This window comes from Dyadobacter luticola (assembly GCF_005860805.1).
Lineage (GTDB): Bacteria > Bacteroidota > Bacteroidia > Cytophagales > Spirosomataceae > Dyadobacter > Dyadobacter luticola.
This window is the reverse complement of sequence record NZ_VCEJ01000002.1, coordinates 2,045,522-2,059,842: the sequence shown is the minus strand read 5'-3', so window position 1 is coordinate 2,059,842 and position 14,321 is coordinate 2,045,522. Positions and strand designations below refer to the sequence as shown.

12 protein-coding genes are annotated in these 14,321 nt (G+C 48.2%); 6 read left to right on the top strand and 6 right to left on the bottom strand.

The features are described from left to right. The first annotated feature begins 7 nt into the window (after positions 1-7). From FEN17_RS08625 to FEN17_RS08615, 3 genes are all read left to right on the top strand, one after another. Positions 8-907: an ROK family protein gene (locus FEN17_RS08625; protein WP_138364859.1), complete on the top strand. Its 900-nt coding sequence runs from the start codon at positions 8-10 to the stop codon at positions 905-907. 12 nt (positions 908-919) lie between these two features. Continuing rightward, entirely contained in the window at positions 920-2,110 is a 1,191-nt protein-coding gene (locus FEN17_RS08620) for an acetyltransferase domain-containing protein (protein ID WP_138364858.1), read from the top strand. Positions 2,111-2,183: 73 nt separating this feature from the next. Beyond that, positions 2,184-3,935: an SMP-30/gluconolactonase/LRE family protein gene (locus FEN17_RS08615; protein ID WP_138364857.1), complete on the top strand. Its 1,752-nt coding sequence runs from the start codon at positions 2,184-2,186 to the stop codon at positions 3,933-3,935. A gap of 1 nt (position 3,936) precedes the next feature. On the opposite strand, the gene FEN17_RS08610 is transcribed toward FEN17_RS08615, so the two are convergent. Together FEN17_RS08610 and FEN17_RS08605 are read right to left on the bottom strand one after the other, a co-directional pair. Beyond that, the gene (locus tag FEN17_RS08610) at positions 3,937-4,410 is read right to left on the bottom strand and encodes a group II truncated hemoglobin (protein ID WP_138364856.1); all 474 of its coding nucleotides are present in this window, start codon (positions 4,408-4,410) and stop codon (positions 3,937-3,939) included. After that, a complete protein-coding gene (locus tag FEN17_RS08605) occupies positions 4,407-6,512 on the bottom strand; it encodes an alpha-amylase family protein (RefSeq protein WP_138364855.1) in 2,106 nt (701 codons plus the stop codon). The genes FEN17_RS08610 and FEN17_RS08605 overlap by 4 nt, the downstream gene beginning before the upstream one ends. 64 nt (positions 6,513-6,576) lie before the next feature. Between FEN17_RS08605 and FEN17_RS08600 the strand changes: the two genes are divergently transcribed. Further along, the gene (locus FEN17_RS08600) at positions 6,577-7,707 is read left to right on the top strand and encodes a BamA/TamA family outer membrane protein (RefSeq protein ID WP_310589750.1); all 1,131 of its coding nucleotides are present in this window, start codon (positions 6,577-6,579) and stop codon (positions 7,705-7,707) included. Between the two features lies 1 nt (position 7,708). On the opposite strand, the gene FEN17_RS08595 is transcribed toward FEN17_RS08600, so the two are convergent. Further along, a complete protein-coding gene (locus FEN17_RS08595; protein WP_229208737.1) occupies positions 7,709-8,848 on the bottom strand; it encodes an MFS transporter in 1,140 nt (379 codons plus the stop codon). 65 nt (positions 8,849-8,913) lie between these two features. Between FEN17_RS08595 and FEN17_RS08590 the strand changes: the two genes are divergently transcribed. Continuing rightward, complete coding sequence (locus tag FEN17_RS08590) at positions 8,914-9,663, top strand: DeoR/GlpR family DNA-binding transcription regulator (RefSeq protein WP_138364854.1); 750 nt, start codon at positions 8,914-8,916, stop codon at positions 9,661-9,663. Between the two features lie 58 nt (positions 9,664-9,721). Here the strand turns inward: FEN17_RS08590 and FEN17_RS08585 are convergent, their stop codons facing one another. Both FEN17_RS08585 and FEN17_RS08580 read right to left on the bottom strand, forming a co-directional pair. Then, positions 9,722-11,443 (bottom strand): GMC oxidoreductase, encoded by a 1,722-nt coding sequence (locus tag FEN17_RS08585; protein ID WP_138364853.1) that lies wholly within the window; start codon positions 11,441-11,443, stop codon positions 9,722-9,724. Between the two features lie 35 nt (positions 11,444-11,478). Beyond that, complete coding sequence (locus FEN17_RS08580) at positions 11,479-12,009, bottom strand: gluconate 2-dehydrogenase subunit 3 family protein (RefSeq protein ID WP_138364852.1); 531 nt, start codon at positions 12,007-12,009, stop codon at positions 11,479-11,481. 488 nt (positions 12,010-12,497) lie between these two features. Between FEN17_RS08580 and FEN17_RS08575 the strand changes: the two genes are divergently transcribed. After that, positions 12,498-13,541: an aldo/keto reductase gene (locus FEN17_RS08575; RefSeq protein WP_138364851.1), complete on the top strand. Its 1,044-nt coding sequence runs from the start codon at positions 12,498-12,500 to the stop codon at positions 13,539-13,541. Between the two features lie 9 nt (positions 13,542-13,550). Here the strand turns inward: FEN17_RS08575 and FEN17_RS08570 are convergent, their stop codons facing one another. Further along, complete coding sequence (locus FEN17_RS08570) at positions 13,551-14,186, bottom strand: response regulator transcription factor (protein ID WP_138364850.1); 636 nt, start codon at positions 14,184-14,186, stop codon at positions 13,551-13,553. Positions 14,187-14,321 lie beyond the last annotated feature (135 nt).

The window sequence follows — 14,321 nt, the reverse complement described above, 5'->3', positions numbered from 1 at the left end:
TTTCAAAATGAATCTTTGGGGAATAGACCTGGGAGGTACCAAAATAGAATGCGCCGTGCTGGATTCGGCCAAAAATCTGGAAGTAGTAGCAAGAATGCGCCTTCCGACGGAATCGGTAAACGGCTATGAACATATCATTTCGCAGATTAAAAAGCTGGTAGATATGGTGGCCGAGCAGGTGGGCGAGAAGCCAACGAAAATCGGTTTTGCCACGCCCGGCGTGCTGGAACCGGATTCCCAGCTGATGAAAAACTCGAATACGATCTGCCTCAACGGACAGCCTTTGAAGGCGGACCTGCAAAATGCGCTGGGTGTACCTTGCCAGCTGGCGAATGATGCCAACTGTTTCGCACTGGCGGAAGCTCTGATGGGCGCCGGAAAAGAATACCATACGGCTGAGGTCGTTTTCGGGGTGATCATGGGTACGGGTGTTGGCGGCGGATTGGTGGTAAACAACAAAATCATCTCGGGCCACCACGGAATCGGCGGCGAGTGGGGACATAACATTCTGGATGAAGACGGCGAACAATGTTATTGCGGAAAAAAAGGCTGCGTGGAGCAAGTCATTTCCGGTCCGGCTTTGGAAAGATTTTATGAAAAAGAAAGCGGTGAAAAAGTAACATTGAAAACCATCATGGAACGCTACTACGGCGGCCAGGACATTCACGCAAAAAACACGGTTGAAAGACTGCTGGAATTCTACGGCAGGGCGATTTCAACATTGATCAATGTACTGGATCCGGGTTTGATCGTCATAGGCGGCGGCGTCGGTAACATTGATTTGCTGTATAACGATGGCTACGAGCGCATTAAGAAATACATTTTCAACAAAGGCGTAGTAACAACCCCGATTTTGAAACCAAGACTGGGAGACAGCGCGGGCGTTTTCGGAGCTGCACTTCTATAAATACGGTTTGTCATGACAGCACCACTTACCGTTTCTCGAATCAGATCCATCGACACGGTGAGAGGCGCTATCATGGTGATCATGGCGCTTGACCACGTCCGCGATTTTTTCCACGAATCGGCCTTCCTGGCTGACCCTACGGATGTCAATACCACAACCGGCATCCTCTTCTTCACCCGCTGGATTACCCATTTCTGCGCGCCGTCCTTCATGCTGCTTTTGGGAATCTCGGCTTATTTGTCGGGTCAAAACAAAACCGTTGCAGAAAGATCTTCCTTCCTGATCAAGAGAGGTTTATGGTTGATTTTAGTCGATATGATTTTCATGACATTCGGCTTTACGTTTGACATTTATTATAAAACCATCATTCTGGCGGTGCTGTGGGCTTTGGGTACCAGCATGATTGTGCTGGGAATTTTTGCGCGGTTTACATCCGCAAGGGTGATTCTCATTGTCGGACTGATCATTGTTATTGGTCACAATTTGCTGGATAGCGTCAAGCTTACAGAGAATTCCGTGTCCGATATTTTGCTAAAAATATTCGTGACAGGCCGCGGCACATTCCTTCCGCGCGGCGACGGCGGTACGATTGGTTTTCTTTATGTGGTAATTCCCTGGGTCGGGATCATGATGAGCGGATACGGATTGGGAGTGTTGTATAAACGGGATTATCCAGCCGAAAGCCGCAAAAGAATATTACTCATCAGTGGCCTCATTATCACCGTTTTATTTTTTGTTTTCCGTTTTGTCAACTTATACGGAGACCCCGCACATTGGGCGGCACAAGCGACTTCAACCAAAACCCTGATTTCCTTTTTCAATGTCACCAAATACCCGCCTTCACTGATTTTTACATTGATGACGCAGGGTCCGCTGCTGATTGCGCTGGCTTTCACGGAGAAATCTGTAAATGCACTCGCCAGATTCTTCACGGTTTACGGCCGGGTACCCTTCTTCTTTTTCATGGTGCATTTTTACCTGATACACCTGCTGACCATGATCGCAGTTTTGACCTCAGGCTACACCTGGGCACAAGCGACGGACGACCAGCTTTTCTTCAAATTCCGGCCAAATGATTTCGGGTACAGTCTCGGCACCACTTACCTGATCTGGGTAGCGATTGTTTTAGCCCTGTATTTTCCCTGCAAATGGTTTGGTGAGTACCGTGTTAGGGAGAAAAAATGGTGGCTAAGCTATCTGTGACGCTCCTGTAGTCATTAATTAAGTAGAAATACGACTGATTGCGATTATATGGTCAACCTAAACCGTTTTCGTAATGAAATACATTCACTTGCTTTGTTTCTTTCTCGGCATACAAACAATTTCCGCGCAGGCTCCCACAGAAAATTATCCCGTCGATCCAGCCTCCGAAGAGCAAGCCGGTGTCCCGAAAGGGGAGGTTTTGAAATTTACATTTGATCAATCCAAAATATTCCCCGGTACTTGGCGTGAGTACTGGGTATATGTGCCCGCGCAGTATAAGCCGGACAAGCCTGCGTGTGTGTACGTCAACCAGGATGGTATCCAGTGGAAAGCCCCTTCGGTGTTTGATAACCTGATCCAGAAAGGCGAAATGCCGGTCACGATTGGGGTTTTTATCATGCACGGGAAAGTCAAAGCTGCGGACGGAAATGCGGCGAATGATCGCTATAACCGCAGTTTTGAGTACGATGGGCTGGGCGATAATTATGCGCGGTTTGTGCTGGATGAAATTTTGCCGGAAGTTGAAAAACAAAAAACGAGCGACGGCAGGGCTATCAAATTGTCGAAAAATGGTAATGATCGCGCGATCGGCGGGTCGAGCAGCGGGGCAGTCTGCGCATTTACGGCTGCCTGGGAAAGACCGGACGCCTTTACGCGGGTTTTCAGCACGATCGGGACGTATGTGGGTCTGCGTGGCGCCGAGCGTTACCCGACATTGGTACGGAAATTTGAGCCAAAACCGCTCCGAATATATTTGCAGGATGGGGCAAACGATCTGAACATTTATGCCGGCGACTGGTGGATGGCGAACCAGACGATGCTCCGAGCACTAACATTTGCAGGCTACGAGGTGACGCACCAGTGGGGCGAAGGCGGGCATAATGGCAAGCAGGGAACCGCGCTTTTTCCCGAAGCGATGCGGTACCTCTGGAAAGGCTGGCCGGAGCCGGTTAAAACCGGGTCAAGCCAGAACCAGGTTCTATCCAGCATTCTCATTCCAGGTCAGGATTGGGAGTTAGTGGCTGAGGGTTACCGCTTTACGGAAGGGCCGACGGCCAGTCAGTCCGGCGAATTGTTTTACCAGGATATCCCGAATGCCAAGACTTATAAGGTGGGTCTGGACGGAAAAGTATCAACCGTGAATGAGGATTCCCAAAATGCCAGCGGAACTGAATTTGACAAAGAAGGCAACCGATTTGAAGTCGCAAAAAAGACTTTCTCGATCGTGAGCTATGATAAGTCGGGTAAAAAGCGCGACCTCGCGAAGGATATTGCAGGTAACGATCTGACGGTTTCGAATGCGGGTAATGTATATGTGACGGTGCCGGACGGACGGGAAAAGCCGAGTACAATTTTCCTGATTAAACCCGATGGATCAAAAACCGAAGTGGATAAAGGGCTTATTTTCGCAAATGGAGCGGCATTGTCGCCGGACCAAACCTTGTTGTATGTGACAGAATCGGCGTCGCACTGGATCTGGTCGTATCAGATTCAGCCGGACGGAACATTGACTTACAAGCAAAAATTCGGCTGGTTGCATGTGCGGGACAATGATGAAAATGCCTGGGCGGATGGTCTTACCTGCGACCGTGAGGGTCGCATTTATGTTGCCACACGATCGGGAATCCAGATTTTAGACCAAACCGGGAGGGTTAATGCCATTTTGCCCACGCCAAACGGTGCGGCGTCGAATGTTGCCTTCGCCGGGAAGGATTTTGATGTGATGTATGTGACGGCGAATGATAAAGTATACCGCCGGAAGCTGAAAGTAAAAGGCGCTAACAACTGGGATACGCCGAACAAGCCGGAGAATCCGAAGCTGTGACTTACCCCAGATATGGTCCGCCCGGTACGCCCCAGCCCCATTTCGGCATCGGCTCGTCCGGGTTCATTTCCAGGTTTTCAATGTTTGAATTGAGCACCGCGATGCGCGTGCCCCACTCAATGTAGGCCACAAAAGCCGAGCGGAATTCAGGATCGTCGGGGAGGTTGATTTCATCGGCGGTTTCGAGTAAAAGTGCTACCCAGCGTTGCCGGTGCTGCTCCGTGAGGTGTTTGGCCAAATGTTTTTGGATCATTTTGAAATGACTTCCTTCCTCGGAACTGTACATTTCGGGTCCGCCGAAAACTTCTGCGATAAAGTGCGCGACGTGCAGCTGATGCTCCTTCGACATGTGCTTGAAAACGGGTTCCAAAAGCGGGTCACTTAACACTTTTTCATAAAAATGATCCGTCAGTTTTTCGAAAACCGGCATCCCGCCTGCCCATTCGAATAAGGTTGGTATTGGTTGCTCTTTCATTCGATTACAATGCTGTTGAAATCTTCTAGTTTGTTGATTTTCAAATTCACGACACCATTGGTCCAGGTAAATTTCACCGGTTTTTCGTCGGTTAATGTGAACACTTTCTGCGGCTTTTTATCTGATTTAATTTTAAAATCCAGATCAAAAACCGGCAGCGGCTCGAAATAAGTGTTGCCGCTGAAACCGGTCAGGTTGATCAAATGCAGGATCAGGCCGTCGGAAGTTTGCTTGTTTTTATTACTGACGGTATTCTTGGTAAATTCCTTTAAAATCGTTTCGATTCTTGCCGGCGCATTGGTCAGGAATGTTTCGGAAACTTCCGGCAAAACATAGCGGATTGCGTCCAGCAGCAGTTTTTTATGTTCCTGATAGCCATGCATGTAATAGATTTTTCCCAAATTTTCAGGAAAAATAATTGCTTTGCTCTTCGGATGGTTTTTGATCCCCATCGCATAGTAACCCGTCGGTTCATGGCCACCGATAATTTCAGGCGGGCCTGGGCGTCCTTTGGTCAGGATAGGGAGGAATTTCTGGTCTGCGGCCGAGAGATCATACATACCCAGATTGAATTTCCAGAAAATCATCGACTGTCCTTTGAAGCTCTTAAAAATCTCGCGTTTATCCGGAATGAGGTAGTTACCCGCACCGTCATTGTCCTTCTTATCGATTTTCGCTCCAAAAAGCTGCATTAATATTTCCGGACTGTCGAAAAAGCTGCGATTGGTGGCGATCAGGTTTGTTCCGTTAGCGCTCGCTTCTTTGAGGATTTTGATCGCTTCGGGTTTCAGATAAGTGATTTCCGGCAGGATCAGCAGTTGATAGTTTTTGATCTTTTCCGCCAGATTTTCAATCTGCCCATCTTCCACAATATCAAAAGGAATGTGCGCCTCTCTCAGCATTAACTGAATGCCGCGATATTCCTGCATCGGATCACCATTCGGCCAGGCGCCGGGTGCGATAACCGCGATTTTCGCCAGTGATTTGTACTTTCCAAAATAGGGCTCATGCTTTTTGTGAAATGCATATACCTTTTTGAAAACACCATAATTCCGCTCGTCTTCATACCCACGCATATCGCCCATCATGCTCATATCCAGGCCCGAACCATTCGCAATGTTCTCATAAAGCCGGATCTGCACTTCCTGCGGCTCGACGGCATTGTACCGCGATTGAAAGGAAATCTGCTGAATGCTGGCATTGCTGATGACGTGATTTGGAAAGGAATTGACCGCATTCCCGACATTATCGGAAGCCGAGTAAGGCCAGTAGGGCAGGGTGGTCATGCTTTGGGATTCATGCCGGATAATGTCAACAAATTTGTCTGAGTAGGTACAAATCGCGATCTGCGGATTTTTGGCTTTGACCAGCTTGTGAAGCTTTTCCGACCAGTCTTCCACCGTCACTTTCTTGAATTCAAGGTATTGCTGGTATAGCGGATCGGCCTTGTTTTCCTCGGTCGGCAATGTTTTTCCACCCGAATATTCCGCAAAACGCTTTTTATCAAAATCATTCTGGTCAATGCCGTGGTACTTACCCTCGTATGGATTGTTGACCTGATAACCCGGCATATTCAGAAAAATCCCGTCGATCGGGAAGGTGTCGATCACTTCTTCAATGATCTTAAATGCCTTTTCCTGCACGTAGGGAGCATTTATCGAGACCACATACATATCGGTATTGATGATCCGCTCGCCTTTTGGCGAAATGTAGCACCAGTCGGGATGTGCCTTGAATATGCTTTCGTGCACCCGGCTGAAATCAAACCGGACGATGACGCGGATGTTCTTCTCGTGACATTTTTTGACCACATCTCCCAGCACATTGTTTTTCATGTAAGGATTGGTGTAGTGAAAATCCAGCTTCGTCGGATAAAACGCCATGATCCCGCCTGCATTGATCAGCAGGGTGTTAGCTGAAAAATTGACCAGATCTTCCACGATCGAATCAGCATTGATGGTAGCGGCTTCATAAGCCGGAAGGTTCATTTGGATTACACGGAGATTGTTTCTTTTCCACCAAAAATCCTGGTCGGCGCTCTCTTGAGCCGGCAATGTGAATGCGTATAAAAGAAGGCAGATCAGTGCGGAAAATCTTATCATCAGGTTGGCTCAATTTTTTATTTAACGGTTCTACAAACGCATCTTCACCCAAAATACTCAGCAATTGCATACAATAAGAGTTTTACTGTTGCTTCTTAATGTTGTTCTTTCCTGTCATTTTGCAAATGCGCAGGATAGCTGGTTCAAGCGTTTTGTGAAAAAGACCATTTCTGACACGGCTTCGGCGGGGCAGTCGAGCTTTCGCGTTTATCCCACTTTGGGATATTCGCCCGAAACCAGCTTCGAAGGCGGCTTGTCGGCTTTGCTGATTTTTCAGGCAAAAAAAGATTCCCTCAACCGCCTCAGTGAAATCCAGGCATTCAGTTTTTTTACGCTTGAAGCGCAGTACGGTATTTGGCTCGACAATGCGATTTATGGGGATAAGGATAAATGGTTTATCCTTGGACGTACCCGGTTCCAGCGTTTTCCACTGCTTTATTATGGTATCGGGCCGGAAACGCCGGAAAAAGATCCGGCATTAATTGATGCTAACTATCTTTTGCTGAGACAGCGGGTACTGAGGAAAGTCCGGCCAAATCTTTTTGTAGGACCGGAAGTCGATTATCAGCAGCTATACAATACGCATTTCAATCAGCCCGACAATCACCAGTATGAAAAACCACTGGGTGCCGATGGTACCCGGAATCTGGGACTGGGTGCGGCGGTGGTTTATGATAACCGGCATAATGTGCTCAATGTCAGAAAGGGATTTTTTGGCGAAGTATCTTATCTCAGATATGCACCTGCATTTGGCAGTAAGACGGACTTCCAGGCTGTTAGTGTGGATATCCGCTCGTCACATCCTACGAGTGCACGCAATGTGCTGGCCTGGCAGGTGTACGGGAATTTCAACTCCGGCGATGTGCCTTTCAACCAGCTGGCTTTGATGGGTGGCGAAATGATCATGCGGGGTTACTATTATGGCAGGTACCGTGATAAAAATATGGTGGCGGCGCAGTTGGAGCACCGGTGGCTGCCCTTTGGATTTAGTAAAAGGATCGGTGCGGTGGCATTTGCGGGTGCGGCGATGGTCGCTCCGAAAATCAATGCATTTGATACCAGGTATGTCCGGCCGTCGGGCGGGATCGGGATACGGTATTTACTTTTTCCTAAAAAGGATATTTTTCTCCGGCTGGATATGGGCCTGACAAAAGATGGACCCGGTTTTTACCTTTTTACCGGCGAAGCATTTTAAGCTACTCCCTGTGACGGTAAGCAAATGCCACTACAAAAAGCAGCACACCCACAAAACCTAGCGCGATAGAAAGCGACGTCAGTTCAGCCAGCACGCCGATCATGGCAGGGCCAGCAAGTTGTCCTGAATAACCCAAGATTGTGACACCAGACAATGCTATGGATGGCGGAATATTGGGAATGCGCCCGGCAGCGGTAAAAAATACGGGTACTACATTGGCAGCACCAAGCCCCACAAGTACAAATCCAATCAGCGCTGCGGCTGCCCAGGGCAATGTTACCGCGATCAGAAATCCGAAACCGGCCAGCAATGTACCGTACAGAACCACCTTCGCTGACCCAAGCCTGTGGATAATACCATCCCCGGTAAGGCGCATGACGGCCATCGCTACGGAGAAAGAAGCGTAGCCAAGACCGGAAAGTGAGGGGTCGAAATTTCTGGAAAATTGAAGAAAAACAGCGCTCCAATCAAGTAGTGAGCCTTCGGCCAGAAAAGTGATAAAGCACATGATACCCAGAAAAACAACCGGTCCTTTGGGTAAAGACAAGGTCATGCTATCGGCTTGGGCTTCTTCGGATTTTGGAAATAATTTTTTGAACTGAGTTGCCGTGATCACGATCAGCAGAAGGGAAATACTTAAAGCCGCGACGGTCGGGGATAAGCCCGCTTTGATCAGAAAACCAAGACCGATCGACCCGAGTAACCCGCCTACACTGAACATTCCATGAAATGACGACATAATGTGGCTGCCGTGCTTCTCCTGCACGAGCACAGCCTGCGCATTCATAGCAACATCAATCGACCCGATCCCTGCCCCAAAAATGAAAAGTGCCATAGCCAGCTGTATTGCCGAGGAAGCCAGCAGTAACAAGGGTAATAATGTGGCGATGACCAGCGCAGCAATCAGCGCGATCCTGCGGCTGCCATATTTATTAATTAGTAAACCTGTAAAAGGCATCATTAATATAGCCCCCGCGCCTAGCGAGAGCAGCACTACGCCAAGATCTGCATCATTCAAACCCAGCTTTAATTTTGCAAAAGGTACCATCGGCGCCCAGCTCGAAAGGCCGATGCCGCAAACCAAAAAAATTAATAATGTGGCCCTTCTTGCGCTTTTGGTTCTTAGTTTCTCGTCCATCATAAAATAAAAAATCGATTTGCGAATTAATGCAAATTTGCAGAAATTTGCAAAATAAATATTTGTAAATGATCCGGGAAAAACGATTTGCATACATTCTTGATCGGTTAAAGGACGACCAGGAGGTGGGCTTTGCACAGCTGAGTTCGGCGCTGAATGTTTCCGAGGATACGATCCGGCGGGATATTGATGCATTGTCCAATAATGGTTTGCTCATGAAAGTGCGCGGCGGCGCAATTCCCAGGGCGCACAACCCGCTGACTTTCAAGGAAAGGATTGTTCATTTAAAAGATGACAAGGAAATTATCGCGCACAAAGCCCAGCCGCTGATCAAAAGCGGTCAGACGATTTTTCTCGACGGCGGTACCTCGGTTTTTACATTGGTTTCGCTACTGCCGACGGACATTAAGCTTACTGTGATTACCAATAATACGGCTATCGTTCCCGCACTTTCCGCTTATCCGGGGGTTAAATTGATTTTGCTTGGAGGTACTTATTTCAAGGAATCCGAAACGATCGTCGGCATGGCGGCGGTCAGGATGGTCGAGAATTTTCAGGCGGATGTTTATTTTATGGGCGTTTGTGCGCTGGATATTCAGCGGGGTGTGACGGCCAATTATCTGGAAGAGGCAGAATTGAAGCAGGTAATGTTAAGGAATTCAGGGATTTCGGTGGCGCTCAGCACTTTTGACAAACTAGGGACCTACGAGACTTACCGGGTGTGCCCGATAGAAAGTCTGGACTACATTATCACGGAAATGGATGCTTCGGAGGAGAAGCTGGGGCTTTTTCGGGCGGCGGGGATCCGGATTTTATAAAAAAGACTTACCGGATTTTGAAGCCCGGTAAGTCTCTTTCTTTTCAAAACTAAATCGATCAGATATTCTTCTTCTTCGATTCTTTCACAGCAAAATCCACCGCGCGGGCCGTCATCGCCATATAAGTTAGCGACGGGTTTACGCAGGATGCGGAAGTCATGGAGGCTCCGTCTGTCACGAACACATTTTTCACCGAGTGAAGCTGGTTGTTACCATTCAAAACCGATGTTTTCGGGTCGCGTCCCATTCTGGCAGTTCCCATTTCGTGGATCGCCATACCGAGGTATGAACCGTTATCGTAAGTCTTCACATTCTTCACGCCCGATTTTTCCAACATTTCGGCTGCATCGTTCATCATATCCTTCCGCATTTTCTTCTCGTTTTCACGAAGATCCGCGTCGAAGACAACAGTCGGGATACCGAACTTATCTTTTTTCTCCTTGCTCAGGTACATGTGGTTTTCATGGGCCGGCAATGTTTCGCCAAAACCTCCGAAGCCCATGGTCCATGCGCCTGGCGTGGTCAGTTCTTCTTTAAAATCAGCACCGAAAGCCAGTTCAGCCACATTGCGCTGCCATCCCTGACGACCGCCGCCACCCTGATAGCCAAAGCCGCGCAGGTAGTCGCGCTTATCGTTTCCGATGTTGCGGTAGCGTGGAATGTAAATTCCGTTTGCACGGCGTCCGAAATAATACTTGTCCAGATCACCTTCCCAGGTACCGCTTGCGCCGGTGCGGAAGTGGTGGTCCATCAGGTTATGTCCCAGCTCGCCGGAATCATTGCCCATACCATTCGGGAAACGGTCGGAAGTTGAGTTCAAAAGCAGTGCGGCAGAAGCGATTGCGCTGGCGCAGACGAAGATAATGTTTGCGAAATATTCTTTTTCCTGCAAAGTCGTCGTGTCAACCACGCGTACCCCAGTGGCACGTCCGCCTTGTTTTTTACCATCGTAAATAATTTCACGTACGGCCGAATCTGGTCTCAATGTCAGCAAACCGGTTTTCATCGCTGGCGGCAATGTACTCGACTGGGTACTGAAATAAGCACCGTAAGGACAACCATAAGAACAACGGTTGCGGTACTGGCATGGGCTTCGGCCCCCGTCGAGCTGAATTTTGGTCGGCTGCGACAAGTTTGCCACGCGGCCGATTGTCATATTTCTGCCAGGAAATTCTTTTTCAAGTCTCTTCCTGACCTCTTTTTCAACAAAATACATTTCCATTGGCGGGATAAAATCGCTGTCCGGAAGCTGAGGAAGTCCCAGTTTTTCGCCCGAGATACCTACGTGTTTTTCAACATAAGAATACCAGGGCGCTATGTCTTTATATCTGATCGGCCAGTCAACCGCGATGCCATCCTTCAAATTCGCTTCAAAATCGATATCGCTCAGCCGGTATGACTGACGGCCCCACATGATGGATTTGCCACCGACAATGTTGGGACGGAACCAGTCGAACCTTTTCTTTTCTTCGTAAGGTGCATCCACATCATTCATCCAGTATTTCTCCGTCATCTCATTGTACGGATAATCGCGGGACAAAAACGGGTGCGTTTCTTTTTGTTTTACGGTAAGTCTGCCGTTATATTGGGTTTCCCAGGGCGCTTTCAGGGCGTTTTCATAGCCGGTAATGTGTTCCAGCTGCTTGCCTTTTTCCAGCATCAGCACTTTTAATCCTTTCTCGGTCAGCTCTTTGGCCGCCCATCCGCCAGATACGCCCGAGCCGATTACGATGGCATCGTAAGTGACTTCTTTTAATGCATCAATATTTAAATTCGCCATTATTAAGAGATTTTTAAGAATTGGTCAGGGTTAAATTAGAGGGCCCAGCTTTTTTGCCCTTTCGGCATCGGCCAGCTTCCGTCAAACCTGCCCGGGATTGGAAGGTAATCCAATGCTTGTGTTGCGCCGATTTCGGAAGTGAAATAACCGGTGACGGCCAAACCCTTCATTTGCAGGAAAAATGGCTTATCCGATTCCGTTGTTTTTTTAATGATCTCAATCTTCTGCGTGTTGTCCAGCGCCGAGAACGACTTGGAATACGCCTCTTTGCTGAGCGCATCTACTCTGCCTAGCCCGTCATAGAATTTCTTTTGATCTTCCATCGCGTAGCAATCACGTAGCACGCGGGTAATGAATTTTTCGGCCCCGGCGGCTTTTGCGCCCGGCGTGGTTGTGGTGGGTATGATGACGTCGGCCACATCGGCGAGCAGGGCTTCCTGGCTATCAGAAATTTCAAGCGACGGCCCGAAATTCAGCTTTTCACCCATGACGCCTGCCATCAGGGGTGCGGATAATGTTCCCCCCAACAGAAAGGTTATTCTTTGAACAGCTTCTCTACGGTTCATGGTTAAGGTTTTAATGTCAGTTATCAATTAATCACAAATTAATCTTAAATATAGCATTATCTGTCAATAATCAACCCGATTTTTCCGATCGCTCAATCATTGTCACCGATGGATAATCGCTTTTGACACAATCAAAATTGAAACTGCATATTTGAATCATATTCTGAACCACGGCTAAGCATAACGCCAGGTGCCCATCTGGCGAGCGAGTTCAAAGGTTAAGTAATAGAGGAACGTTGAGTAAATAATGCGGATAACTTCCCTGATTTTCAGGGAAGTTATTTTTTTGTGGTCTAAATTGACTTTCGCGGGGCAATTGCGTCATTTTCAATCAGCTAGGGATTTTTCAACCGGGTTTCTCTATACGTAAACCGGAAAAATCCCGGCAGGAATGGAAATGTCGCCCATTTTGATTTATTTGGGTGATGTTCCCTGCGTTGCTATGCGGGGTATTATTCATTCGTTTCATCAAATTTCGATCATACATTATGGAATACAGGCAACTCGGGGGCTCAGGTTTGAAGGTACCGGTACTCAGCTTCGGGACCGGCACATTTGGGGGTGAAGGCAAATTTTTCAAAGCATGGGGAAATACACAGGCGGACGAAGCGGCGCGGCTCGTGAACCTCTGCATGGATTCGGGCATCAATTTCTTCGATACAGCTGATGTGTATTCGCAGGGCGCGTCGGAGCAGATTCTGGGAAAAGCCATGATCGGGTTGCGTGACAAGATTATCCTGTCGACCAAGGCGACATTTAAGATGGGAACTGACCCAAATGATTTCGGCTCGTCGCGCTTCCACCTGATTAAATCCTGTGAGGAGAGCTTGAAGCGCCTTCAAACAGACTATATCGACATTTACCACATGCACGGTTTCGACGGCAACACGCCTGTGGAAGAAACGTTGAGCGCATTGAACGACCTGATCCGTGCCGGGAAGGTAAGGTACATTGCCTGCTCGAATTTTTCAGGATGGCATTTGATGAAATCCCTCTCTGTATCAGAAAGATACGGCTGGTCCAAGTACGTGGCGCACCAGGCGCATTATTCTCTGCTGAGTCGTGAACTGGAATGGGAGCTAATGCCGCTGGGCCTCGATCAGAAAGTCGGGACGATCGTCTGGAGTCCGCTTTCTGCTGGTCGGTTAAGTGGAAAATACCGCAGAAATCAGCCTAATCCGGAAGATGCGCGCATTGCACAGGGTGGGGGAGAAGGTCCGGCAATACCGGAAGATTTCTTTTACAATCTGATAGATGTCCTCGACGAAGTAGCTGCTGAAACCGAGAAAACCGTTGCGCAAGTGGCTTTGAACTGGCTCCTGCAAAGGCCCACCGTAGCGAACATTGTGGTAGGGGCGAGGAATGAGGAGCAGTTGAAACAAAACCTGGGTGCCGTGGGCTGGAACCTGTCTCTTGATCAGACCAAGAAACTGGATACGGCCAGCGAGAAATCGCCGATCTACCCCTACTGGCACCAGCGTAAAAATCCGGCGCTGAACCCGCTTCCCGATTTCTACGGGAATAAGTCCTGACCGGGTATTTTATTTCTCCGGAATGTATAGTTTATGCTGTATCGCGTAAACGATCAGGTCGGTCGTACGTTTCACTTTAAACTTCTCCATCACGCTCCGGTGGTAATACTGGACGGTATGGGCACTGAGTTTCAGCTCATAAGCAATTTCTTTGATCGTACGGCCGCTGCAAACTTTTTGAAGCACTTCCTTTTCCCGGGGCGACAGGTGGTAAATCACCTGCTCGTCGCCGAACACACTGTTGATCAAATTGTCACGCAGATCACTGCCAATGTATTGCTTCCCTGAGCCGATCTGGATTACCGCATCCTGGAATTCGGCATAGGTTGCGGCTTTGGAGATGATCCCCGCCGCACCTCTCTTGATGGTATGCTTAATGGTATGGACATCGGTAACCGGCGAAAAAACGAGAATTTTCGCATCGTTCCCTAAAATAGTCCGGCAGGTTTCCAATACTTCCGCTCCATCCAACCCGGGCAAAACCAGGTCGACCACGAGCACATCCGGTTTTGAAGTCCGGTGTCGTTCAAAAAAATCCTTCACATCCGTGTAAAAATCGACCGCATCGATTTCAGGAGAAGTTAACAGCAAATTTTGCAGCGCACTTGCTAATAACAGGCTTTCATCCAGTAGTACTACATTCATAAATAATTGGGGTTATCATCAATCTAGTTGTGTATAAACTGGTGGACGTATATCCCAAAGAAGCTGACGGTATTATAAAAATCGTGCCAACTTGTTTTGGAAAACTTGCAACCAGTAACATTATAAATAATTAAT